At 44.0% G+C, this 23,135-nt stretch carries 22 protein-coding genes; 18 read left to right on the forward strand and 4 right to left on the reverse strand.

Features of this window, described 5'->3' with window-relative positions:
• The first annotated feature begins 72 nt into the window (after positions 1-72).
• Together maiA and ompW are read left to right on the forward strand one after the other, a co-directional pair.
• Positions 73-723, forward strand: a complete 651-nt coding sequence (gene maiA, locus PQR79_RS00335) for a maleylacetoacetate isomerase (RefSeq protein WP_238106072.1) — start codon at positions 73-75, stop codon at positions 721-723.
• Between the two features lie 457 nt (positions 724-1,180).
• On the forward strand, positions 1,181-1,828 hold the full coding sequence (gene ompW / locus PQR79_RS00340) for an outer membrane protein OmpW (RefSeq protein WP_238106071.1): 648 nt from the start codon (positions 1,181-1,183) through the stop codon (positions 1,826-1,828).
• A 364-nt stretch (positions 1,829-2,192) separates the two neighbouring features.
• On the opposite strand, the gene PQR79_RS00345 is transcribed toward ompW, so the two are convergent.
• A complete protein-coding gene (locus PQR79_RS00345) occupies positions 2,193-2,936 on the reverse strand; it encodes an SDR family NAD(P)-dependent oxidoreductase (RefSeq protein WP_238106070.1) in 744 nt (247 codons plus the stop codon).
• Positions 2,937-3,272: 336 nt separating this feature from the next.
• On the opposite strand from PQR79_RS00345, the gene metA reads away from it, so the two are divergent.
• The 15 genes from metA to PQR79_RS00420 all read left to right on the forward strand — a co-directional run bounded on the left by metA (position 3,273) and on the right by PQR79_RS00420 (position 20,090).
• A complete protein-coding gene (gene metA, locus PQR79_RS00350; RefSeq protein ID WP_238106069.1) occupies positions 3,273-4,220 on the forward strand; it encodes a homoserine O-acetyltransferase MetA in 948 nt (315 codons plus the stop codon).
• A gap of 300 nt (positions 4,221-4,520) precedes the next feature.
• Positions 4,521-5,711 carry a thiolase family protein gene (locus PQR79_RS00355; RefSeq protein ID WP_238106068.1) on the forward strand — a complete coding sequence of 397 codons (1,191 nt, stop codon included), beginning with the start codon at positions 4,521-4,523 and terminating at the stop codon, positions 5,709-5,711.
• Between the two features lie 164 nt (positions 5,712-5,875).
• On the forward strand, positions 5,876-7,369 hold the full coding sequence (locus tag PQR79_RS00360) for a CoA-acylating methylmalonate-semialdehyde dehydrogenase (RefSeq protein WP_238106067.1): 1,494 nt from the start codon (positions 5,876-5,878) through the stop codon (positions 7,367-7,369).
• A 187-nt stretch (positions 7,370-7,556) separates the two neighbouring features.
• Positions 7,557-8,714 carry an acyl-CoA dehydrogenase family protein gene (locus PQR79_RS00365; protein ID WP_238106066.1) on the forward strand — a complete coding sequence of 386 codons (1,158 nt, stop codon included), beginning with the start codon at positions 7,557-7,559 and terminating at the stop codon, positions 8,712-8,714.
• 77 nt (positions 8,715-8,791) lie between these two features.
• Positions 8,792-9,574, forward strand: coding sequence for an enoyl-CoA hydratase (locus PQR79_RS00370; RefSeq protein WP_238106065.1), 783 nt, complete (start codon positions 8,792-8,794; stop codon positions 9,572-9,574).
• A complete protein-coding gene (locus PQR79_RS00375) occupies positions 9,574-10,692 on the forward strand; it encodes an enoyl-CoA hydratase/isomerase family protein (RefSeq protein WP_238106064.1) in 1,119 nt (372 codons plus the stop codon). Before PQR79_RS00370 ends, PQR79_RS00375 begins: the two co-directional genes overlap by 1 nt.
• A 14-nt stretch (positions 10,693-10,706) precedes the next feature.
• Entirely contained in the window at positions 10,707-11,606 is a 900-nt protein-coding gene (gene mmsB / locus PQR79_RS00380; protein WP_238106063.1) for a 3-hydroxyisobutyrate dehydrogenase, read from the forward strand.
• Between the two features lie 12 nt (positions 11,607-11,618).
• Positions 11,619-12,377 carry an SDR family oxidoreductase gene (locus PQR79_RS00385; RefSeq protein WP_238106062.1) on the forward strand — a complete coding sequence of 253 codons (759 nt, stop codon included), beginning with the start codon at positions 11,619-11,621 and terminating at the stop codon, positions 12,375-12,377.
• Between the two features lie 148 nt (positions 12,378-12,525).
• Entirely contained in the window at positions 12,526-12,732 is a 207-nt protein-coding gene (locus PQR79_RS00390; RefSeq protein ID WP_238106164.1) for a hypothetical protein, read from the forward strand.
• Positions 12,733-12,755: 23 nt separating this feature from the next.
• Positions 12,756-13,724, forward strand: coding sequence for a DMT family transporter (locus PQR79_RS00395; protein WP_238106061.1), 969 nt, complete (start codon positions 12,756-12,758; stop codon positions 13,722-13,724).
• A gap of 26 nt (positions 13,725-13,750) precedes the next feature.
• Positions 13,751-14,671, forward strand: coding sequence for a M14 family metallopeptidase (locus PQR79_RS00400; protein WP_238106060.1), 921 nt, complete (start codon positions 13,751-13,753; stop codon positions 14,669-14,671).
• A 276-nt stretch (positions 14,672-14,947) separates the two neighbouring features.
• On the forward strand, positions 14,948-16,540 hold the full coding sequence (locus tag PQR79_RS00405) for an ABC-F family ATPase (RefSeq protein ID WP_238106059.1): 1,593 nt from the start codon (positions 14,948-14,950) through the stop codon (positions 16,538-16,540).
• 128 nt (positions 16,541-16,668) lie between these two features.
• Positions 16,669-17,034, forward strand: a complete 366-nt coding sequence (locus PQR79_RS00410) for a hypothetical protein (RefSeq protein WP_238106058.1) — start codon at positions 16,669-16,671, stop codon at positions 17,032-17,034.
• 39 nt (positions 17,035-17,073) lie between these two features.
• Positions 17,074-17,886, forward strand: coding sequence for an alpha/beta fold hydrolase (locus tag PQR79_RS00415; protein ID WP_238106057.1), 813 nt, complete (start codon positions 17,074-17,076; stop codon positions 17,884-17,886).
• A gap of 203 nt (positions 17,887-18,089) precedes the next feature.
• Entirely contained in the window at positions 18,090-20,090 is a 2,001-nt protein-coding gene (locus tag PQR79_RS00420; RefSeq protein ID WP_238106056.1) for a methyl-accepting chemotaxis protein, read from the forward strand.
• A 134-nt stretch (positions 20,091-20,224) separates the two neighbouring features.
• On the opposite strand, the gene PQR79_RS00425 is transcribed toward PQR79_RS00420, so the two are convergent.
• A complete protein-coding gene (locus PQR79_RS00425) occupies positions 20,225-20,770 on the reverse strand; it encodes a DUF1415 domain-containing protein (protein ID WP_238106055.1) in 546 nt (181 codons plus the stop codon).
• Positions 20,771-20,787: 17 nt separating this feature from the next.
• Positions 20,788-21,393, reverse strand: a complete 606-nt coding sequence (locus PQR79_RS00430) for a LysE family translocator (protein WP_238106054.1) — start codon at positions 21,391-21,393, stop codon at positions 20,788-20,790.
• Between the two features lie 189 nt (positions 21,394-21,582).
• Here PQR79_RS00430 and PQR79_RS00435 point away from each other — a divergent pair, with 189 nt between their 5' ends.
• Positions 21,583-22,143 carry a DUF4136 domain-containing protein gene (locus PQR79_RS00435; protein ID WP_274408347.1) on the forward strand — a complete coding sequence of 187 codons (561 nt, stop codon included), beginning with the start codon at positions 21,583-21,585 and terminating at the stop codon, positions 22,141-22,143.
• A 100-nt stretch (positions 22,144-22,243) separates the two neighbouring features.
• Here PQR79_RS00435 and PQR79_RS00440 read toward each other — a convergent pair whose 3' ends face one another.
• Complete coding sequence (locus PQR79_RS00440; protein WP_238106052.1) at positions 22,244-23,065, reverse strand: DUF2797 domain-containing protein; 822 nt, start codon at positions 23,063-23,065, stop codon at positions 22,244-22,246.
• Positions 23,066-23,135 lie beyond the last annotated feature (70 nt).

Raw genomic sequence — 23,135 nt, forward strand, 5'->3', positions numbered from 1 at the left:
TGCCTTTTTTGTTATGGATGGTTCAACAAATTGAAAAGTAAAAAACGATAAAAACAATAAAGAGGAGAACACATGAAACTCTATGGTTATTGGCGCTCAAGCGCTGCATATCGCGTGCGTATTGCATTAAATTTAAAGCAGTTATCGGCAGAGCAGGTTTCAGTACATCTGGTTAACAATGGCGGTGAGCAGCATTCGCAAGCCTATCATCAATTAAACGCTCAACATCTTGTACCCACCTTGGTCGATGAGGGGGCTGAGGGGGAGTTGAACTTATCGCAATCACTGGCGATTATTGAATACTTAGACGAAAAATATCCGCAAGCCGCATTATTGCCGAGCAATATTGAGCACCGCGCTATTGTGCGCAGCATGGCACAGGCGATTGCGTGTGAAATTCACCCGCTCGACAACTTGCGAGTACTGCAATATTTAGTGAACGACATGGGCGTGTCTGATGCCGATAAAATGCGCTGGTATCATCATTGGATTATTGTTGGTTTTACCGCATTAGAAGCACAATTAAGCCAGCATAGTGGTCGTTTTTGTTTTGGTGATACTCCCACACTTGCCGACATCTGTTTGGTGCCACAGGTATACAATGCAAAACGCTTTAATGTGCCGCTTGATGATTTTCCTCATATTGTACGGATTGATCAGGCGTGTAACCAATTAGCGCCATTTGCCGATGCCGCGCCAGAGTTGCAACACGATGCCAGCTAATTGAGGCGTGATGTCTTTTGCTAAAAATCGCACCTAACCCGTATTAGGTGCAAAACTGCAGCCTTCAAATCGTATTATTTTTAGTCTATTGCGCCCCACATAAACTTCAATGCTCCGTCATCACACACGCCAATAGGTATAACTATTGCTTCAAAAAAGCACACAACGATTCGCAAAATAATGCGTTTATCCACATCAGTCACTTTGCGTCGCCGGCTTACATGTTTACTTGTGCTATCCCACTATAAGCCAACTATAAAATACACCTTTAGTCTCTTTTGTTGTGTGTTTTGTGATCTAAATCAAGCCTGTGATATCTAGTTGGGTACTCAAATATAGGTAGAGAGGTTTGTTTGATCTAAATCAATGTTGCTAATGAATAACTTGGGTAGGTTGGCGGAAATTGTTAGGGATGTTAATAAATTGCATCTATTTATTGTTGTCATGGAGTCTGAAAATGAATAAGAAAATTACCCTAAGTTTAGTTGTTGCATCATTACTATCTGCTGGCTTATCTTTTGGTGCAGTAGCGCATCAAGCGGGCGACATTATCGTGCGGGCGGGTACTGCAACGGTATCACCTAATGAATCAAGTCCAGTTGTGGCCGGTGTAGCAGAGTTCAGTGTTGATAGTGATACCCAATTAGGTCTTAACTTTGGCTACATGTTGACAGATAACATTGGCATAGAGCTTTTAGCTGCCACACCCTTTAGCCACGATGTGTCACTGGGCGAACTTGGTAAAATTGCTGAAACTAAACATTTACCACCAACCCTTGTTGCTCAATATTATTTTGGTAATGCACAGTCTGCACTGCGTCCATACGTTGGGGTGGGGGTTAACTTTACGAACTTTTTCGACAATGATTTTACTCAAGATGCTAAAGATTTAGGTCTAGATAACCTGTCTATGTCTAACTCTTGGGGCGTAGCGGCGCAGGTAGGGCTTGATTACCAAATTGATAAAAAATGGCTCGTGAATGCTTCGGTATGGTATGCACAAATTTCTACTGACGTGAGTTTTGATATGGGCGCAGACCATGTCGTGGTTGAAACCGATATCGACCCATGGGTCTATATGGTGAGCGTGGGTTATACGTTCTAAATACCGCTGATTCGGGTTACTGGTATTTGAAGCCATTAACGATGTATTGAAATAAAACAGGAGCCATCAGGTTCCTGTTTTAGTATTTGCCATTGAGCTTATACCATTGCGCGTTAGTAAATGATCTCTCAGCGAGAATTTAAAAGGGCTTAAACAAGGCGAATGACTGAATGAATAGTTGTTCTCTTTCGAAGTCATGCAACGCAGTGTAAGCCCTTTTAAAACTCGCCACAAAGGAATGCCCCAGCCGCTTTTGCTCTGCGTTCTCGCTATTTGAAAGGGAACAACCATTACTACATAGCGACACCTTAATCAAAAACCGCTGGACGCATTCTGAGTGGTCACTTATTAATTCGGAATGGTATTAACCGCGTTTCTTTTTCGGCTTCCAATGGCGGGTATTGTAAATATACTCTGGTAAAAGTCGGTTTATCCACGCCACAATACGCCAACGTTTGGTGACATATACTCGGCGTTTACCTTTTTTAAGTGCCGTTAATATTTGCTCGGCTACTTTATCAATGGGCGACAATAACATCTGAGTATTTAAATGCACCGCTTTATCAAATAACCCTAACTGAATATCACTTATGGTGACAGGCAGTTTTAAACGCTGGGCATGCATGCTTAAACCTTGGAGATAATTCTCGGCAAAGGCTTTAGAGGCATGGTAAGCCACATTTGGGCCACCACGTTGACCGGCTATTGAGTTTATTGCCGCTAATTGACCGTAACCTTGCTCGCACATCAATTTGAAAATACATTGACTGGCCGCAGCAAAACCCATCACATTCACATCGATGGTGTGCTGATCTATGTTCCATGGCAAGGCAGGATCGTAATCATTAACACCAGTATTCACAATCACCAAATGGGCGCCGTTATGGGTGATCCAAGCTTCATTAAGTTGTGCTATCACCGCTTGTGGTTGGTCAATGGTCAGTGGATACACGGCTACTTCGCCAGGAAGGCTTTCAGCAAATGGCTTGAGAGACTCGGGATCGTGTACAAATAGCACTAATGACACTTGTTGTGCCGACAATTGTTTCGCAAGGGCTTGGCTGAGCTGCGAGCCCGCACCAATGATCATTGCTGTTGCGACTGACATAGTTAACCTCATAATTATCAATGGCTCATAATAGGAATAACGCCGATTGATAACAAGAGAGAAAAAAAATCAACTTAAGACGTGTAGACTTCTAGACATCCTTGTGTATGATTGATGACATAAATGATAGCTTGTGTGACTATTGGTTTATATCGCGTGTTATCAATGTTTAGCGTTAATTATTGATATTGCTTGTTTAAGATAAGCTCAATAAAGGTGTCTTTTTACAGAATGTTGAAACTGTGATCGGCTAAACATAATGATTGATAGCGCGAGACTCATTTATCGCGCTATCAACAAGCTGTCTGTGTTTAATTAATCAAAAAGGTGAGTCGTATGCCGGTTCGAATTCCAGATAATCTCCCCGCTGCAGGTATTTTAGAGTCTGAAAATATTTTCGTGATGTCTGAAACCCGTGCAGCCAATCAGGACATCCGTCCTATGCGGGTGCTGATCTTGAATTTAATGCCTAATAAAATCGAAACCGAGACGCAATTACTGCGTTTACTCGGTAATACGCCATTGCAGGTGGGTGTGGATTTATTACGGATCCACGACAAAGAGTCCAAACACACTTCGATTGATCATATGAATACCTTTTACCGTGATTTCGAAGATGTGCGCAATAACAATTATGACGGCCTTATCATCACTGGCGCACCACTTGGACAAATCGATTTTAAAGATGTGGTTTACTGGGACCACATTCGCGAGATTATTGATTGGTCCCAAAACCATGTCACCTCGGTCCTGTTTTTATGTTGGGCAGCCCATGCCGGTTTGTATCACTTATACGGTTTAAAGCGCCAACTGTTACAAAATAAACGTTCTGGCGTGTTTAATCACAGTCGCACCAGCGACCCGCATCCGTTACTGCGCGGTTTTGACGATGAGTTTTATGCGCCGCACTCACGATTTGCCGAAATGAATGTAGAAGAATTACGTCAGCACCCTGAAGTCGAAGTATTGGCTGAGTCTGATGAAGCTGGTGCTTATATTGTTCTTAGCCGTGATAATCGCAATTTGTTTGTGATGGGACATCCAGAGTATCAAAAAGGCACGCTAAACGATGAATACACTCGCGATGTTGGCCAAGGGTTAAACCCTGATATACCACAAAATTATTACCGTAATGACGATCCAACTCAAGACCCTATCGCGCGTTGGCACAGTCATGGCAGCTTATTGGTCAGCAATTGGCTTAACTATTATGTTTACCAGTTAACGCCCTATGACTTAAATGACATGAGTGCGAAAACGCCCTGGGAAAACAAAAAACCGTAATCCTTCTTCAAATTCATAGCCGTAATACCAAAGGTATTGCGGCTTTTTTATACCTGTAGACTAAAGTTTAATGCATTCTTAAGTGCATTTCGTCATTAAAATCTTGATGGTTTTATCGCCATTAAAACATCAGCTTACCTATAAATTTTTTAATTTAACTATCAAGTGTAAATCTTCAATGACAACCTCATGAGATGAACATCACAAATTTGATCATTTTTTACTTGCTTTACGTTAGCGTCAACGTCAAAGTGGTGTGATATTGGTTTTGATTTTATATGCGCAAAAAATGGAGTGGTTATGAGTACAGAGCAAACAGGTCAAGATATCGTTATTGTTGCCGCCAAGCGAACCCCTATGGGTGGGTTTCAAGGTGCACTGTCTGAGGTCGCATCTCCCGTGTTAGCCGCTACCGCGATTAAAGGTCTTTTAGCGCAAACAGGCATTAGCGGTGACAGCATTGATGAAGTGCTAATGGGCTGTGTATTACCAGCCGGCCTTGGCCAAGCGCCAGCTCGCCAAGCAACATTGGGCGCAGGTTTGCCATTAAGTGTTGGCGCAACAACGGTCAATAAAGTCTGTGGCTCGGGGATGAAAACCGTCATGTTAGCCCATGATTTAATTAAAGCCGGCAGCAGCAATGTGGTTATCGCAGGTGGCATGGAAAGCATGAGCCAAGCACCTTATCTACTCGACAAAGCCCGTGGTGGCATGCGTATGGGGCACGGTAAAGTCATGGACCATATGTTTTTAGACGGTCTTGAAGATGCCTACACCGGTGGCGCGATGGGCACATTTGCTCAAAAAACGGCTGATGATTTTGGGCTTACGCGTGAGCAAATGGATGCTTTTGCACTCAGCTCACTCGACAAAGCCAATGCCGCCATTCGCTCTGGCGCTTTTAAAGATGAAGTGGTGCCGGTGACCATTAGCACTCGTCGTGGAGATGTTAGCGTCGATACCGATGAACAACCAGGTAATGCCCGCCCAGAAAAAATTCCAACTCTGCGTCCAGCCTTTACAAAAGACGGCACCATAACCGCAGCTAATTCAAGCTCCATTTCAGACGGCGCAGCAGCCTTAATGTTAATGACTCGCGACAAAGCAAATGAATTAGGCTTAACCGTTATGGCGACTATTAAAGGCCACGCTACTCATTCGCAAGAACCGTCATTGTTCACAACAGCGCCTGTCGGCGCAATGCAAAAGCTATTCGATAAAGTGCAGTGGAGCAAATATGACGTCGACTTGTATGAAATCAATGAAGCGTTCGCCATGGTGACCATGTTAGCGGTATCTGAGTTAGGGCTAGATGCCAGCAAAGTCAACATTAACGGCGGTGCGTGTGCTTTAGGGCACCCCATTGGTTGTTCGGGCGCACGTTTGTTAGTGACCTTGATTTATGCATTAAAAGCACACGGGCTTAAGCGTGGCGTCGCATCACTGTGTATTGGTGGCGGCGAAGCCACCGCCATGGCGATTGAAGTGTAAAGAGACAATACAAGTTAAGTTCAACAAGACTACTGTACAGGTAGAAGCAAATGCAGCCACATAACATGTGAGACTGACAACCAAAAAAATCGCATCACCTGTACAGGTACCCCATAGCAGTGAGCCTGACTCACTCAAGATGTTCAAGGATCGAGGAAAGCAACATGATCACACAAGTTAAGCATTACATTGATGGCGAATTCACTCATGGCAGTGGCGAACGTCATATTGATGTGACGAACCCCGCTAACAATAGCGTTATTGCTCAAATTAACTGTGCTACTACTGCAGAAGTTGAGTTGGCAATCGACAGTGCCAAACAAGCATTCAAAACTTGGAAAGAAGTGCCAGTGTCTGAGCGTGCGCGGGTCATGTTGCGATACCAACATTTATTAAAAGAACATCACGACGAGCTCGCGATCATTTTGGCCCAAGAAACCGGCAAAACCTTTGAAGATGCAAAAGGTGATGTCTGGCGTGGAATCGAAGTAGCAGAACATGCTTGTAATGTTGCGTCGTTGATGATGGGGGAAACCGTTGAAAACGTCGCCCGTAATATTGATACCTACAGCTACACGCAACCCTTAGGTGTGTGTGCGGGTATTACGCCGTTTAACTTTCCGGCTATGATCCCATTGTGGATGTTCCCATTATCAATCGCGTGCGGTAACACTTTTATTTTAAAACCTTCTGAACAAGATCCCATGACACCACAGCGTTTAGTGGAGTTATTTGTCGAAGCCGGTGCGCCAAAAGGTGTGTTGCAGCTTATTCATGGCGACAAAACCGCAGTAGATATGCTGTTAACCGACCCCGCAATTAAAGCGATTTCGTTTGTGGGCTCAGTGGGTGTGGGTCAATACATTTACAAAACCGCAACCGATAATCTAAAACGTGTACAAGCCTTTGCTGGCGCTAAAAACCACTGCGTGATCATGCCTGATGCCAACAAGCAACAAGTCATTAATAACATGGTTGGGGCTTCAGTTGGCGCTGCAGGTCAGCGTTGTATGGCCATTTCAGTGGCAGTATTTGTCGGTAAAGCCAAAGAGTGGATCCCTGAGTTAAAAGAAGCGTTAGCCAAAGTGCGTCCTGGGTTATGGGACGATAAAGACGCCGCTTACGGCCCTGTTATAAGCCCTGCAGCCAAAGAGCGCGTATTAAAACTCATTGCTCAGGGTAAAGCTGAAGGCGCGGAATGCTTACTTGATGGAAGCGATTTCACTGTCGATGGTTATGAGTCGGGCAACTGGGTTGGACCAACCATGTTTACCAATGTCACCACAAATATGAGCATCTACAAAGAAGAAATTTTTGGCCCTGTACTGTGTTGTATGGAAGCTGAAACATTAGACGATGCCATCGAGCTTGTGAACAACAGCCCATACGGTAACGGGACTTCAATCTTCACCGCATCAGGTGGCGCCGCGCGTAAATACCAGCACGAAATTGAAGTGGGTCAGGTAGGCATTAACGTCCCAATCCCTGTGCCATTACCTTTCTTCTCATTTACCGGCTGGAAAGGCAGTTTCTATGGCGACCAACACGCCTATGGTAAACAAGCCGTGCGATTTTGCACCGAAACCAAAACCATCACTACCCGTTGGTTTGACTCAGAAGCCGTTAGCGGTCCTAACATGAGCATTAACTTAAAATAAATATGCTGTTATGAGTCTTTGTCGCGATACATCATCGGTATATCGCGACAATTTTTGCTAAACACAACAAGACAATCTTGACTCACACCATTGCTTTTATCGCACACAATGGCCAAGCAACTTAAGCTGCAGTGATCAAGTAACTAAATGACCCAAGAGTCATACCCAATAATATTAGGAGTCCGACATGGATTTTAATTTAAACGAAGATCAGCGCCAGTTTGCTGACTTAGCCCGCCAATTTGCCGCAGAAGAACTCGCTCCATTCGCCGCCAAATGGGACGAAGAGCATCACTTTCCTAAAGACGTGATTCAAAAAGCCGGTGAACTGGGATTTTGTTCATTGTATTCGCCAGAATCAGAAGGTGGCATGGGCTTATCTCGTTTAGATGCGTCAATTATTTTTGAAGAACTCGCCCACGGCTGTACCGCCACCACCGCTATGCTAACCATTCACAATATGGCGACATGGATGGTGACCACCTGGGGCACAGAAACACTGCGTAAACAATGGTCAGAAGGGTTAACCACAGGGCAGCTATTAGCCTCTTATTGTTTAACAGAGCCAGGTGCAGGCAGCGATGCGGCGTCATTGCAAACCAAAGCGGTACGAGATGGCGACGACTACCTCATTACTGGATCTAAAATGTTTATCTCTGGTGCCGGTGAAACCGAGCTCCTAGTGGTGATGTGCCGCACTGGTGAAGCTGGCCCTAAAGGGATTTCAGCCATTGCAGTACCGGCTGATACCGCTGGCATTACCTATGGCAAAGCCGAAGATAAAATGGGCTGGAATGCCCAACCGACAAGGTTAATTAGTTTTGAAAACGTGCGCGTGCCTGCCGCTAACTTACTGGGTGATGAAGGCCAAGGGTTTACCTTTGCCATGAAAGGTCTTGATGGTGGACGCATTAACATTGCCACCTGTTCTATTGGCACCGCACAAGCGGCATTAACGCGTGCAACGCAGTACATGAATGAGCGTAAGCAATTTGGCAAACCATTAGCGGCGTTTCAAGCACTGCAATTTAAGCTAGCTGATATGGCCACCGAGTTAGTGGCAGCACGCCAAATGGTACGTCTAGCGGCATTTAAACTTGATACCCAAGACCCGGAAGCCAGCGCCTATTGCGCCATGGCAAAACGCTTTGCGACTGATGTGGGGTTTCAAGTGTGCGACAGCGCGCTGCAAATCCATGGTGGTTATGGTTATATTCGCGAATATCCATTAGAGCGACACTTCCGTGATGTGCGGGTGCATCAGATTTTAGAAGGCACCAACGAAATTATGCGCCTCATTATTGCCCGTCGTTTGTTAGATGAAAACGCCCACCCAATCTTGTAATGGGTTGAGTACAGGTAATCTTAACGACTATTTTGACGGCACAACCTGCAATCGGGTTAACCTAAGGACAGTAAATAATGACAACAAACACCGCAATAATTGAACATATTATAGGTCACACGGCCATATTAACGCTTAATAACCCGCCAGCGAATACATGGACCGCAGACAGCTTACAACTGCTAAAGCAAACTGTTATCAAGTTAAATCAAAACAAAGACATTTATGCGTTAGTGATTACCGGGCAAGGAGAAAAGTTTTTCTCAGCAGGCGCCGATTTAAATTTATTTGCCGATGGTGATAAAGGTACAGCCGCCTCCATGGCAAAACATTTTGGCGAAGCTTTTGAAACCTTAAGCGCGTTTCGTGGTGTATCAATTGCTGCCATTAACGGTTACACCATGGGCGGCGGCTTAGAGGTTGCATTAGCCTGTGATATACGCATCGCTGAGGCGCAAGCACAAATGGCGCTACCAGAAGCCACCGTTGGCTTATTGCCCTGTGCTGGTGGCACGCAAAACCTCACCGCCTTGGTGGGTGAGGGCTGGGCTAAGCGAATGATTTTATGTGGTGAGCGCGTAGATGCCGCTAAAGCGGAAAAAATAGGCTTGGTTGAAGAGGTCGTAGAAAAAGGCCAGGCCCTTGATGCCGCTGTCGCACTAGCTGCCAAAGTGGCAAAACAGTCACCCAGCAGTGTTAGCGTATGTAAAACCTTAATTAATGCTGGGCGAACAATGCCACGCAGCCAAGCACTGCCGCTTGAGCGTGAATTGTTTGTAGGTTTATTTGATACCGACGATCAAGCTGAAGGTGTCAACGCCTTTTTACAAAAACGCGCCCCAAATTGGAAGAACAGCTAATGACTCAAGAAGTAATATTTCAAACTCTCGGCACACTCTCTGGACAGTCCATAGGTATCGTGACGCTTAACATCGAAAAAGCGCTTAATGCGTTAACCCTCGATATGGTTGCTGCAATGCAAACCCAATTAACCCGTTGGCAAACTGACGACAGCATTGCCTGTGTGGTGTTACAAGGTGCTGGCGAAAAAGCATTTTGCGCTGGTGGCGATGTGCGCGCCATTTATCATGCATCCATTGCCAACCCAAATAATATCACCGATGAAGCGTGTCGTTTTTTTACACAAGAATACCAACTGGATTATTTACTGCATCAATATGGCAAACCGGTATTAGTGTGGGGTGACGGCATTGTGATGGGCGGCGGGTTAGGCTTAATGGCTGGCGGCAGTCATCGCGTTGTGACTGAGCGCAGCCGAATTGCCATGCCTGAAGTCACCATTGGTTTATACCCCGATGTGGGCGGCAGTTACTTTTTAAATCGCATGCCAGGTAAAACAGGGCTGTTTTTAGGCTTAACCGCTTACAACATGAACGCTGCAGATGCGCTTTATGTTGAACTGGGTAATCATTATTTGCCGAGCGATCAACAAGAACCATTATTTGATGCCATGGCCGATCTCAATTGGAGCCATGACACTGCGCAAAATCATCAGCTGTTAACTGATTTGTTGACCAATATGTCGGCAGCGCATCGTGCCACATTGCCAATGAGCCACTTACAGCAATTTCAAGCTCAAATCGATTTATTAATGGCTGGTGATATTGAAGATGTACACCATCAATTATCGACCTTAAACACTGAACTTGAATGGTTACAACGGGCGCAAAAAACGGCTTTAGCTGGTAGCCCAATAAGCTGGCATTTAATTTTTGCCCAAGCTCAATTAGGCACACAACTGAGTCTGGCGCAATGCTTCCAATGGGAGCTTGGCGTCAGCGTTAACTGTTGCTCAAATGGAGATTTTTGTGAAGGGGTACGCGCATTACTGATTGATAAAGATCGCCAACCTAAATGGCTATTTAGTGATGTTGAAGCAGTAGAACAAGGCCGAATAGATCTACTGATCACATCTCCATGGGACGCGATTAATCACCCATTAGCAGACTTTACTTAATAAGGATTATTATCATGGCAACCGTAGCATTTATTGGTTTAGGTAACATGGGCGGCCCAATGGCGGCCAATTTAATTAAAGCGGGTATGACAGTCACGGTGTTTGACTTAAACCCAGCGGCAGTTGAAGCGCTCACCTCACAGGGTGCGCTTAGCGCCAAAACCGCTTGCGGCGCAGCGTCCTCAGCAGATGTTGTGATTACCATGCTGCCAGCAAGCAAACATGTGCTCGGGTTATATTTAGGCGATGCAAATAACAAAGGCTTGCTGGAGGTTGTCTCAAAACAAGCCTTATTAATTGATTGTTCTACCATTGATGCAGACAGTGCCCGTATTGTTGGTAAAAAAGCCGCTGAAATGGGGATTGAGTTTATGGATGCGCCAGTATCGGGCGGTACAGCTGGCGCAGCTGCAGGCACCTTGACTTTTATTTGTGGTGGCTCAGATGCTGCCTACGCACAAGCGCAAACCGTGTTGACCGTAATGGGGGGCAATATTTTTCATGCGGGTGCCGTTGGAGCGGGGCAAGTTGCCAAAATTTGTAATAACATGCTGCTGTCGGTATTGATGGTAGGTACTAGCGAATCAATTCAATTAGGTTTAGATAATGGCTTAGATCCTAAAGTGTTGTCTGATATCATGAAAGTCAGCAGCGGCGGCAATTGGACGCTAGAGAAATACAATCCTTGTCCAAATGTGATGGAAAACGTGCCGTCGTCTAATGGGTATCAAGGCGGCTTTATGGTCGACCTCATGGTAAAAGATTTAGGCTTGTCGCAACAGGCGGCAATGGCCTCTAACTCGAGCACGCCGATGGGTTCACTTGCACGCAGCTTGTATGTTAATCATGCGCGTCAAGGTAACGGTAGTCGTGATTTTTCGAGTATTTTTGAACAGTTTTCAAAGAAAAAGTAAAGGATTCAGTTGATGGAATTAAAAGATAAGGTTGTCGTCATTACTGGCGGAGCGGGTGGCTTAGGTCTGGCAATGGCACACGATTTAGCTGCACAGGGAGCTAGGTTGGCGCTTATCGATGTTGACCAAACTAAGCTAGAACAAGCTTGTGCTGATTTAGGGGCAACAACTGAAGTACAAGGTTATGCGTTAGATATTACCGACGAAGAAGATGTGGTTGCGGGTTTTCAATATATTATTGAAGACTTTGGTCAGGTGAATGTACTGATTAACAATGCTGGCATTTTACGTGACGGTTTAATGATTAAAGCCAAAGAGGGCATTGTCACTGAGCGTATGTCTTATGAGCAATTTCAATCGGTTATCAATGTTAATTTAACCGGCAGTTTTTTATGTGGTCGTGAAGCGGCAGCGGCAATGATTGAAACCAAACAAGCAGGGGTCATCATTAATATCTCTAGTCTGGCAAAATCGGGCAACATGGGTCAATCAAATTATTCAGCCTCTAAAGCGGGTGTTGCTGCGATGTCGGTGGGTTGGGCTAAAGAGCTAGCGCGTTACAACATTCGCAGTGCTGCGGTGGCACCAGGTGTGATTGCCACTGAAATGACCGCTGCCATGAAGCCTGAAGCGCTAGAGCGTTTAGAGAAAATGGTGCCAGTAGGGCGTTTAGGTCAGCCAGAAGAGATCGCATCAACGGTGCGTTTTATCATCGAAAATGATTATGTTAACGGCCGCGTATTTGAAATTGACGGTGGCATTCGCCTCTAGAACGATGGTGTTTGTCTATAGTGCGGTGGTATTTTACTTAGTCAGTTTGCTATGATGTTGTCACGCCGAGCTCATTTGCTCGGCGTGACTTTTTTATTTTTTAGGGATCGAACACGTGGCAAAATTAGAACTTATCTTAAAAAAAATCATGCTTATCGTGGGTATCCTAGGTGTGGTCATTATTTATGGCGGCTTTTTGTATTTGTTTTTTTCAGGGCGCTCAACCGCGTCACTGCCGTGGTTTTTACTTATTTCACCATGGATTTGTGTGTATTTTGGCTTAAGCCATGTGCAGCAAGTGGCGGTGATTAGCTGGTTTGCGAGTAAATTCAGCTTCAGAAAGTCATCTAAGTAATGCTCTCTCTGTAAGGTTAACTTATGGCTTCTGCCACGCCGCTATCTCGCACAGCACTGACATTTTACACCTTAGTCGCCTTAATTGCGTTTGCGGCTAATTCGGTATTTTGCCGCCTTGCACTGTCAAATGAACAAGCTGTGCCACTAATCGACCCGAGTAGTTTTACTGCTATCCGATTAGCATCCGGTGCGTTAATGCTGGCGTTATTAATGCGCCTGACCTCAACAAAAAACCGTACAACACTCGATAAGTCCTCAGCACAACCTCATGGCAGTTATCTGGCTGCGGTATTGTTGTTTGTCTATGCCATTGGGTTTTCGTACGCTTATGTGTTGCTAGACACCGCAACAGGTGCATTAGTATTATTTGCCGCAGTGCAAATGAGCATGATGCTGATGAGTTACATACAAGGTCACCGCTTAAACCGGCTTGAAATCCTTGGCGCGCTTGTCGCATTTGCAGGCTTTGGCTATTTAGTTTGGCCGAGCGTGGGGGTGACTAATGGCGAATTATCAATCAGTGGCATGGTACTCATGGCCATCAGTGGTTGTGCATGGGGCGGTTATACACTATTGGGTAAAGGCACTGCTAAGCCATTGTTTGCCACAGGGTATAATTTTATTCGTACCATACCGATAGTGCTATTGATGCTTGCTCTTGTATGGCTGTTATCAGGTTTGATGCCCGTCGATGCAATGCAATCAACACCAGCAAGGCTGGCGTTTAATGTCAGTGCGCAAGGCGTGTTACTGGCGATACTTTCTGGTGCGTTGGCCTCGGGCGTAGGTTATGCATTATGGTATCGAGCGCTTAGCGGGTTAAGCGCCAATCATGCTGCGGTATTACAACTGTTAGTACCGGTCATTGCCGCTGTTGGTGGCGTCATCTTTGTAGGCGAGCAACTGAGTGTTCATCTGATCATTTGTGCCAGTATTATTTTGTTTGGCATTGCGCTCGTTATCTCAGCTAAAACAACCTATAAACTTTAACTATAATTAACGATAAAAGAGGTTTCATGACAGATTCGACCCCATACCACATCGGCACACCAGGGCAAAAATGGACCGATGCAGATAAAGCCCAATGGCTTGCACAAGTGACCATAAAGCGCTCATATCAAGATGAAGTGGTTAGCAAATTAAGCCCGCTCGCCAAGGAGTTTGAACAAGTGCAATACGGCGCGTTATCTTATGACGTCGATAAGTATCCGTTATTTGCTTTTAAGTCTCGCAACTGGGACAACAGCAAAAAGACCCTTTTAGTCACAGGCGGCGTGCACGGGTACGAAACCAGTGGTGTGCATGGCGCAATCCAATTTTTAGCCACAAAAGCAAAACATTACAGTCAGTTTTTTAATATTGCCGTGGCACCGTGTGTCAGCCCATGGGGATATGAAACCATTAACCGTTGGAATCCAAAAGCGATAGATCCAAACCGTTCATTTTACGCCAATAGCCCGGCAGAAGAGTCGGCGGCATTAATGGCGTTTGTTGCTACCCTCGGTGAGGTGTATGCCCACATTGACTTGCATGAAACCACCGACACCGATGAGTTAGAGTTTAGACCGTTACTGTCGGCTCGTGATGGCGTTGAATATGAAAAAGGCATTATTCCGGATGGTTTTTATTTGGTTGGCGATAGCGATAATCCCACCCCTGAGTTTCAAAAAGCCATTATTGATGCTGTGGCAAAAGTGACTCACATTGCACCAGATGATAATGGCCAATTGATTGAAGTGCCCATTGAACAGTTTGGTGTGATTAATTACCCAGTTAAAAAGCTCAGCCTGTGCGCCGGCATCACTCACAATCACTTTAACACCACCACCGAAGTGTACCCCGACAGCCCTCATGTTACCGCTCAACAATGTAACGATGCGCAAGTCGCCGCCATTACGGGTGGATTAGATTACATTGTGGATTATTTAAAGGCTTAAAAAAACAGTTAAACAATTAATGCTTTGCTGTTGCGATTTTCATTGCACCCACAGCAAAGCATTATAATTGGGTATAGGTTGATAAATAGACCAAAAATCCTTACAATGTCGCGCTTTATATCTACCCCTTCGGCAATGCCGTATATCAGTTTAAATCTCATTATTTTTGCTTAAAATTTGTTTAAGGGCTGACTTGAGTCATACAGATGTCAACTCGAACCATTAAGTTATAATGTGATACCGGTTTAAACACACAACACGATTTGGAATTTCATTTTGATTACAACAGCTAACATCACAATGCAGTTTGGCGCTAAGCCACTGTTTGAAAATATCTCTGTCAAATTTGGTGGCGGTAATCGCTACGGTTTAATTGGCGCGAATGGTTGTGGTAAATCCACCTTTATGAAAATCCTTGCCGGTGATCTAGAGCCATCGAGCGGTAACGTTTCGTTAGATGTTAACGAGCGTATGGGTAAACTTAACCAGGACCAGTTTGCATACGAAGCTTTTTCAGTTGTAGACACTGTGATCATGGGCCACCGCGAGTTATGGAAAGTAAAGCAAGAGCGTGACCGCATTTACTCGTTACCCGAAATGAGCGAAGAAGACGGCATCAAAGTGGCCGAGCTTGAAATGGAATTTGCTGAAATGGACGGTTACACCGCTGAATCGCGCGCGGGTGATTTACTATTAGGCGTAGGTATTGCAACCGAGCAACATTTTGGTTTAATGAGCGAAATCGCTCCTGGTTTTAAATTACGAGTCTTGCTAGCGCAAGCCCTGTTTTCAGATCCAGATTTATTGTTACTTGACGAACCAACCAACAACTTGGACATCGATACCATTCGCTGGTTGCAAGATATGCTGAACCAACGTAACAGCACTATGGTTATCATCTCGCATGACCGTTACTTCTTAAACTCAGTGTGTACCCACATGGCTGACTTAGACTACGGTGAATTACGAGTTTACCCAGGTAACTATGACGAATACATGATGGCTGCACAGCAGTCGCGTGAACGGTTAATGAGTGATAACGCCAAGAAAAAAGCGCAAATTGCTGAGTTGCAAACCTTCGTTGCACGTTTCTCGGCTAACGCATCTAAAGCGAAACAAGCCACATCACGTGCCAAACAAATTGATAAAATCAAGTTAGAAGATATTAAAGCGTCTAGCCGTGTTAACCCGTTTATTCGTTTTGAACAAGAAAAGAAACTGTTCCGTAATGCGTTAGTGGTTGAAAACTTAGCCAAAGGTTACGACACGACACTATTTAGCAAGTTAGATCTAATGGTTGAAGTGGGCGAACGTATTGCCATTTTAGGTCAAAACGGTGTGGGTAAAACCACCTTGCTACGTACCCTAGTACATGATATTCCACAAGATGAAGGGACTATTCACTGGTCTGAAAACAGCAACATTGGTTACTACGCACAGGATCATGAAGCCGATTTTGCTAACGATATGACCTTGTTCGAGTGGATGAGCCAATGGCGCAAAGAAAACGATGACGACCAAACTGTACGTGGTATTTTAGGGCGTATGCTGTTTGGCGCTGACGACATTAAAAAGTCAGTTAAGGTGTTGTCTGGTGGTGAAAAAGGCCGTATGTACTTCGGTAAACTTATCATGCAAAAGCCAAACATTTTATTACTCGATGAGCCAACCAACCACATGGACATGGAATCAATTGAGTCTTTAAACAACGCACTAGAAAAATATGAAGGTACGCTAATGTTCGTGTCTCATGACCGTGCATTTGTATCGTCACTGGCCACACGTATTCTTGAAATCACGCCACAAGGCATTAATGACTTTAAAGGCAGTTACGATGAGTTTCTTGCCAGTAAAGGTATTGAAGGCTAAGTTAAATAGCGCCTAATACTTTCTAAACAACTTAAAAGCCCTGAACAAATGTTCGGGGCTTTTTGTTTTTATATTATTGTTTTAGCAATATACTCAAGCCATTAACCCAATTCTAGGCAGACAAAGATATGAGCATTACCCTCGAACAAGCCGCAAGCACCTTGAATGAACTGAAATGTCGAACTAACTTTAATATTAAGAATGTCACCGAATACATGCTACCAGAACTCAAAGAAGCGGTGTATTTGCATGTTGAAGGCAAGATACCACTGTTGATAATCCGCCCAGCATTTGAAGTGTTCTCTACAGAATTAGCCACCATTGAAGGCGTACACGCCAAATATGACTATTATCACAATGCACAAATGACTCGTTTTCCGACTAGGCAATACAAAGGTCTAAACGAAACCCACTACGGATTGGCGTTTAGATTTGATAATGTAGAGGCTATCGAGTTGTTTATAAAACGATTAATTCAAATTGTAAAAGGGTAACCAACCTCATTCAGGTTGCAATTAGGAGATCTTCTCGCCATGACCGAGCAATTTAATATCAATCAGTTTAATTGTTCCATTAACGGTATAGGCCAAACTTTGGTGTGGGCACACGGATTATGTGGTTGCATGCAAAGTGAAGATGCCATTGGTGTTTATGCATGGCATCGGTTTCCTAAAAAATTACAACTAATCCGTTACGATGCCGTTGGTCATGGCTTATCAATGACAGCTGACAGCGTTGATGGTTACCTTTGGCCAAACCTTGCCCAGGATATGCTTAACATTGCTCACCATTATAAAGCGCCTAAACCGTTTATTTTAGGTGGCCAATCAATGGGTTGTGCCACCAGTTTATTTGCTGCATTAGCAAAGCCCGATAATGTAAAAGGACTGGTGCTAATGACACCGCCAGTAGCATGGCAGGCAAGGGCTGCAAAAGTGGATTATTACCATAAAATAGCCAAAGCAGCGCGGATTTTAGGGGGTAAGGGCCTTGCGCAAATGAACGCCAAACATTTAGATAAAATGCTCCCAGATTGGTTAATCGATGCGCATAAACATAGCGTGTTAGGCATGCTAGATGGGCTAAAGTCAATGAAGCGTCAAACCTTAAATCAATTGTTTACCGCAGCAGCCTACAACGACTTACCCACTAAACAACAACTCGCTACGATATCGGTGCCCACATTGATTTTGGCTTGGCAAGGTGATGAAGCACATCCTGTAGCAACCGCAAAAGCATTACACAAAGCATTGCCCCATTCGACTTTGCATGTCGCTAGCAAAATGGACCATGTCGATGACTGGCCTGAGCTTATCAGTGAGTTTTGTCTTGGTTTGCAGTCTTAGCAGACTCAATGAATGACATCTTAAATCATTGAATGAACCGTCTATCTCTTTGTGGGTATATAACGATAATTAGATCAACAAGGGCTAATTTAGCTGTGAGCAATGTCTGAGTTTAGATTGTCAATTAATGTAAATTTTTTTAATTCGTTTATGGTTATTGCAAACATGACTGAGTATTAAATCATTTGACATAAGGCCCCAATATGAACTGGCAATGGATTAGCAATCTTAAAATATCGCGCAAACTTGCCTTACTGGTATTACCGCCATTGTTTATCAGTATTGTATTTGGTGGGTTATTCGTCAGTAGTAAATACACTAGTAAACAACAGCTTGAGCTAGTAATAGATCTGTCTAATGTGGCTATCATTAATAGTGCATTGGTGCATGAGTTACAAAAAGAGCGCGGTATGAGCGCTGGATATATTGGTTCAAAAGGTCAGTCCTTCAAAGACGCACTTCCTAATCAGCGTAACCTCACCGACGCCCAAATAGCTCGGTTTAAGCAATTCGCTCAACAAGATGACTTTCCTACACAATTACAAGCAGCATACGATCAAGTCGCTTCATCATTAACCCAAATCACCGCCATGCGTCGAAATGTGAGTAATTTAACCATTACAGTGGCTGAGCAGGTGAGTTATTACACTCAAATGAATACCTTACTCCTGTCTATGGTCGATGCCGCAGCCAGCCAAAGCTTGGAAAGTGAGTTGTCGATGAGACTCAAAGCATTTGCGGCTTATTTGCAATTAAAAGAGCGTGCAGGTATTGAGCGTGCCGTGTTAAGTACCACTTTTGGCCATAGCGAGTTTGCCCCTAATTTATATCGTAAATTTGTTACATTAGTCGCCGAGCAGCACACCTATGGTGAACGCTTTATGGCGGCGGCACACAGCAGTAATATTGAGTTATTTAAACAAGCCCAACGCACTAAAGCGATGGCCGATGTACAAGCATTACGCGAAGTGGCTTTTGCACAAAACAGTGCCGCAATGCTTGCTCAAAATCCAGAAGATTGGTTCAAAATATCGACCGCAAGAATCACGATATTGACCCAGTTAGAAAAACAATTAGCAGATGATTTAACGCGCTTGAGTCAACAAAAACTTGACCAAGCAACAGAGCAAATGTATTTCAGTATCACGGTATTAATCGCCGCATTAACATTTGTGATTTTTATGAGCTTAGCGGTAACTCGCTGTTTACATGACAGTTTAGCTGTTCTTCACAAAAAAATTATTCATGCAGGCAACCAATTTGATTTAACCACCCGTTTGCCACATCAATCTGAAGATGAGTTTGGCCAAATATCACAAGCCTTTAATCAAATGATGACAGAGTTCGAAGAGGTCATCGGTCAAGTGCGGATTAATGCGGTTAATCTTGTGAATGCCGTTGAGCAAATGAACGGTTACACTCGTTCACTGCAAAGCGATGTTTTACAAGGTTCGTCAGAGGCAGAACAAGTTGCCTCAGCAATGACAGAAATGAGTGCCACTGTTCATGAAATTGCCGCTAACGCTGTACAAGCATCAGACGCTTCAGCTAAAGCTAACTTAGAAGCTAAAAATGGCGAAATGGGGGTTAATAAAACCAGCGATGCTATTCAAATTTTGGCGCATGAGATTGCAGATGCCGCAGACGCCATTGGGCGTTTAGATGCCGATGTTCAAAGTATTGTGACCATTCTCGACGTGATTAGCTCTATTGCAGAACAAACCAATTTGTTGGCACTAAATGCTGCAATTGAAGCGGCAAGGGCAGGTGAGCAAGGCCGCGGCTTTGCGGTTGTTGCCGATGAGGTACGGACTTTAGCCCAGCGTTCACAAACCTCCACTGAAGATATCAAAAACATGACTGAGCGTTTACAAACAGGGGCCGCAACCGCCGTAAGCGCAATGAAGCGTGGACAGCAACAAGCACAAGTAAGTGTTGATGAGTCTAAACTTGCTGGTAACGAGCTTAAACTTATTGCAGATCATGTTAGCGTGATTGATAGCATGAACGAACAAATTGCCGCCTCCACTCACGAACAATCTGCTGTCGCTGAAGAAGTTAATCGCAATGCGATGAAAATCACTGAGATTTATCATCATACCCAAGACATTTCACAGCAGCTTGCTAGCCTCAATGACAACCTACTCAGCGATGCCAGCAATATGTCTCAACAAGTGAGTAAATTTACGTTATCAAAACAATAAAAGCCCCAGCAACATCTGGATCGTCCCGGTAACGCTTATAAATCCGGGATCTAAGCATTCGAGGATGACGTGCTAGAACCTAGAACCTAATCCCTTGATTTCGCAAGCGAAGCGTTTCGTATACCGTTATCAGTCTATGATTTAGTGCAGTGCTGTAATAACGTGACAAAAAACTCACTGCCTTTGCGCTGTGCAAAAGCAATATTACGTTCTGGGATGGATTCGGGGTCATTGTAGTTTGCTAGGGCAATTTCCATACTGGCTTCGCGAATGATGTGCAGGGTTGGGTAGGGCGCTCGATTAGTAAAATTGGCTGCACTGTCTTGTGCTTCGCCATCAAAACAGTAGTCTGGATGAAACGTTGCAAGTTGGTACACGCCTTCATAATCCTGCTGTGCTAATAAATCAGTAGCATCATCGACTAAATCTAAATAGGCATAAAATCCTTCAAACCCACGCGGCAGAATAAACAGAGTGGTTTCGACTTCTGGGTGTTTATCAAGGTATTGGCATTCATTAAGCAATGCTTTTAATACAGCCTTGACCTTAGTTTGTTCAATAGCGACATAACGGATACTGGCGCGTTCTACTTCTCTGCGAGCAAATGGGCAAATATTGTATTTCATGATGACATCAATAACCCAGCGTTCGGTGTGGGCTATGCATTCATGTTGTTCCATAAAAAACCTTCACTCAGTTACTGTGGTGCTGCCGGTAGCATCATCGGGATAATTGACGCCACTAACAGCAGCGCCATAGAGACATTAAAAATACGCTGTTGGCGCTCATTTTTCAGTATACGTTTTAACGCTACACCAAAGCTAAGCCAGACTATCGCACATGGAAAGGCCACACATAAAAATACACTGGCAATGGTGAAAATTTGGCTGTTAAGTTCTTGATGAACAGTGGTAAACGTCGCTATTGCGCCTACAGCCATAATCCAGCCTTTTGGGTTTACCCATTGAAATGCGGCGGCTTGTATAAAGCTAAAAGGTTTACTGACTTGTTTGCCTTCCATTTTGTTGCTGCTATTAGCTATCAACCATGACAAATATAATAGGTAGGTAATGCCGACCACTTTAATCACAGTGTGGATTACTGGATAAGCCTGAAATAGAGTACTTAATCCTAGTCCAACGGCTAAAATCATTGTTGGAAAGCCTAGGCTAATCCCTAATAAATGCGGAATACTGCGTTTAATGCCAAAATTTACCCCAGATGTCATCAACATAATGTTGTTAGGTCCAGGCGTAATGCCAGCCGAAAACGCAAATAATGCTATCGCAAATACCAATTCCATATTGTTATCTTTTTGCCAAGGTATGATTAAAATTTGTTGGCATTCTATCGGTTAATGTTACGACAATCTAATAAAAAAGTGATTGCTGATTCAGATTGAGATTAAACATTGTGATATCTGATTTTACGGGGTAGCTTGACCTTAATATTGATAAGGTTTTTGGCGTATTTTGAAATAGGACATATTTCCATGATAAGTAGCTTAAGCAAGATGATTGTTATGGTTAGCATTGTGCTGCTAACGGCATGTACAACCCATGATATTACGCCGCCAGCATCGCAACGTATAACCATGGTGACTAGCGGTGATTTATCGCTATTATCGAAAACTTACGCGTGGCACGAAAGTCTGTTTGTTGTGCATACGGCCAATAAAATGGATGAACAGGCGTTACGTAATCAGTTAGTCAAGTCGGTGAATAAAGTCATGGCTGATAAAGGCTATCAATTGGTGTCTATTAACGATTCCCCGCACATGACGGTGGGGTTTGGTATGGCTTTAGCCACTGAAATGAGCGATAACGACATTTTAGCAAAGGTCGGTCTTGTACCTGGCCTTGCCACTAAAGATGCTAATGCACAGCAGCATAAAGGCTCGGTATTATTGGCTTTTTTTAACCCCCATGTTCAATCACCCTTTTGGCGAGTGTTAGCACAAGGATTTACAGAGCCAGAGCATACCATCGAAGAGCGAGAAGCTCGGTTTGATAACTTGATAAAAATGATGCTCAACGATGTCCCAGCGATGTAAAACGTAAGCCAATAAAAAAGACGCTAACTGCGTCTTTTTTGCTAGTACATGCATTACTAACCCATTAATGACTACCACATTAATTGGCTATCAAGAAAGATTAGCCGTGTGTAACTTCGACTTCATACGAGCCAAATTTACGGATGTTAATCACGCCAGTATCAAAAATTAAATATTGGCCTTTAATACCTTGTAAGGTTCCTGTGACCTCAGGCACTTTATCAAAATTATGCGATTTCACTTTGGTCGGAAATTCAGTAATCGGATAACTAATGGCCTGAATGTTGGCATCAAGGCGTTCAATTTCAATGTCTTGATGTTCGTTTGCTAACGCTTGTAGTTTGTCTTCTATCAGCGGAATAAGTTTTGCCGCCTGCTCAACCAAATCAATGTCATCATTGTGACCTTTCAACATGGCCTGCCAGTGCGTTTTGTCATTGATGAATTTGGCTAGCTCTATTTCAATTAACCCTGACATTTTACGCGTTGATACCTTAAAAATGGGCAAACCTTGAGTGGCACCCTGGTCAATCCAACGTGTTGGGATTTGGCTGTGACGGGTAATCCCCACTTTGATCCCTGAAGTATTAGACAAATAAACATAGTGGGGTACAAAGCAATGTGACATAGCCCATTCAGGCTCACGGCAAGTGCCTTGATCGAAATGGCAGGTTTCTGGTTTCATTATGCACATATCGCAACTGGCTAACTTTGACATGCACACATAACAGTGGCCTTGAGAGTAGCTCTTTTTGGTTTTTTTACCGCAACTACTGCAAAAAATATTACCAGTGTGAGTCATGGTAAGGGTTTTACCGATTAATGGGTTTAGCGCCAAGCGCTCCTCACCTACAGGTAAATGATACTCCACCTCATGGTTATCATTGAGGTGGGTTTTCAGTTTTGATAGCGTTCCAAACATGGTTAATCCATTTTTCGTCTTTATTTGCAGGCAGTTTAGCAGATGATGAAAACGGATTTTAGCCTTAATT

Source organism: Shewanella metallivivens, from assembly GCF_028750675.1.
GTDB classification, from domain to species: Bacteria; Pseudomonadota; Gammaproteobacteria; order Enterobacterales; family Shewanellaceae; genus Shewanella; species Shewanella metallivivens.

Excerpts from the sequence above, each read along its gene's own strand:
- PQR79_RS00370 (WP_238106065.1), top strand. The coding sequence starts at position 8,792 with ATGACAACAAACACCGCAATAATTGAACATATTATAGGTCACACGGCC.
- PQR79_RS00420 (WP_238106056.1), top strand. The coding sequence starts at position 18,090 with ATGAACTGGCAATGGATTAGCAATCTTAAAATATCGCGCAAACTTGCC.
- mmsB (WP_238106063.1), top strand. The coding sequence starts at position 10,707 with ATGGCAACCGTAGCATTTATTGGTTTAGGTAACATGGGCGGCCCAATG.
- PQR79_RS00415 (WP_238106057.1), top strand. The coding sequence starts at position 17,074 with ATGACCGAGCAATTTAATATCAATCAGTTTAATTGTTCCATTAACGGT.
- PQR79_RS00390 (WP_238106164.1), top strand. The coding sequence starts at position 12,526 with ATGCTTATCGTGGGTATCCTAGGTGTGGTCATTATTTATGGCGGCTTT.
- ompW (WP_238106071.1), top strand. The coding sequence starts at position 1,181 with ATGAATAAGAAAATTACCCTAAGTTTAGTTGTTGCATCATTACTATCT.
- metA (WP_238106069.1), top strand. The coding sequence starts at position 3,273 with ATGCCGGTTCGAATTCCAGATAATCTCCCCGCTGCAGGTATTTTAGAG.
- maiA (WP_238106072.1), top strand. The coding sequence starts at position 73 with ATGAAACTCTATGGTTATTGGCGCTCAAGCGCTGCATATCGCGTGCGT.
- PQR79_RS00425 (WP_238106055.1), bottom strand. The coding sequence starts at position 20,770 with ATGGAACAACATGAATGCATAGCCCACACCGAACGCTGGGTTATTGAT.
- PQR79_RS00345 (WP_238106070.1), bottom strand. The coding sequence starts at position 2,936 with ATGTCAGTCGCAACAGCAATGATCATTGGTGCGGGCTCGCAGCTCAGC.
- PQR79_RS00375 (WP_238106064.1), top strand. The coding sequence starts at position 9,574 with ATGACTCAAGAAGTAATATTTCAAACTCTCGGCACACTCTCTGGACAG.
- PQR79_RS00400 (WP_238106060.1), top strand. The coding sequence starts at position 13,751 with ATGACAGATTCGACCCCATACCACATCGGCACACCAGGGCAAAAATGG.
- PQR79_RS00365 (WP_238106066.1), top strand. The coding sequence starts at position 7,557 with ATGGATTTTAATTTAAACGAAGATCAGCGCCAGTTTGCTGACTTAGCC.
- PQR79_RS00435 (WP_274408347.1), top strand. The coding sequence starts at position 21,583 with ATGATAAGTAGCTTAAGCAAGATGATTGTTATGGTTAGCATTGTGCTG.
- PQR79_RS00360 (WP_238106067.1), top strand. The coding sequence starts at position 5,876 with ATGATCACACAAGTTAAGCATTACATTGATGGCGAATTCACTCATGGC.
- PQR79_RS00440 (WP_238106052.1), bottom strand. The coding sequence starts at position 23,065 with ATGTTTGGAACGCTATCAAAACTGAAAACCCACCTCAATGATAACCAT.
- PQR79_RS00410 (WP_238106058.1), top strand. The coding sequence starts at position 16,669 with ATGAGCATTACCCTCGAACAAGCCGCAAGCACCTTGAATGAACTGAAA.
- PQR79_RS00395 (WP_238106061.1), top strand. The coding sequence starts at position 12,756 with ATGGCTTCTGCCACGCCGCTATCTCGCACAGCACTGACATTTTACACC.
- PQR79_RS00355 (WP_238106068.1), top strand. The coding sequence starts at position 4,521 with ATGAGTACAGAGCAAACAGGTCAAGATATCGTTATTGTTGCCGCCAAG.
- PQR79_RS00385 (WP_238106062.1), top strand. The coding sequence starts at position 11,619 with ATGGAATTAAAAGATAAGGTTGTCGTCATTACTGGCGGAGCGGGTGGC.
- PQR79_RS00430 (WP_238106054.1), bottom strand. The coding sequence starts at position 21,393 with ATGGAATTGGTATTTGCGATAGCATTATTTGCGTTTTCGGCTGGCATT.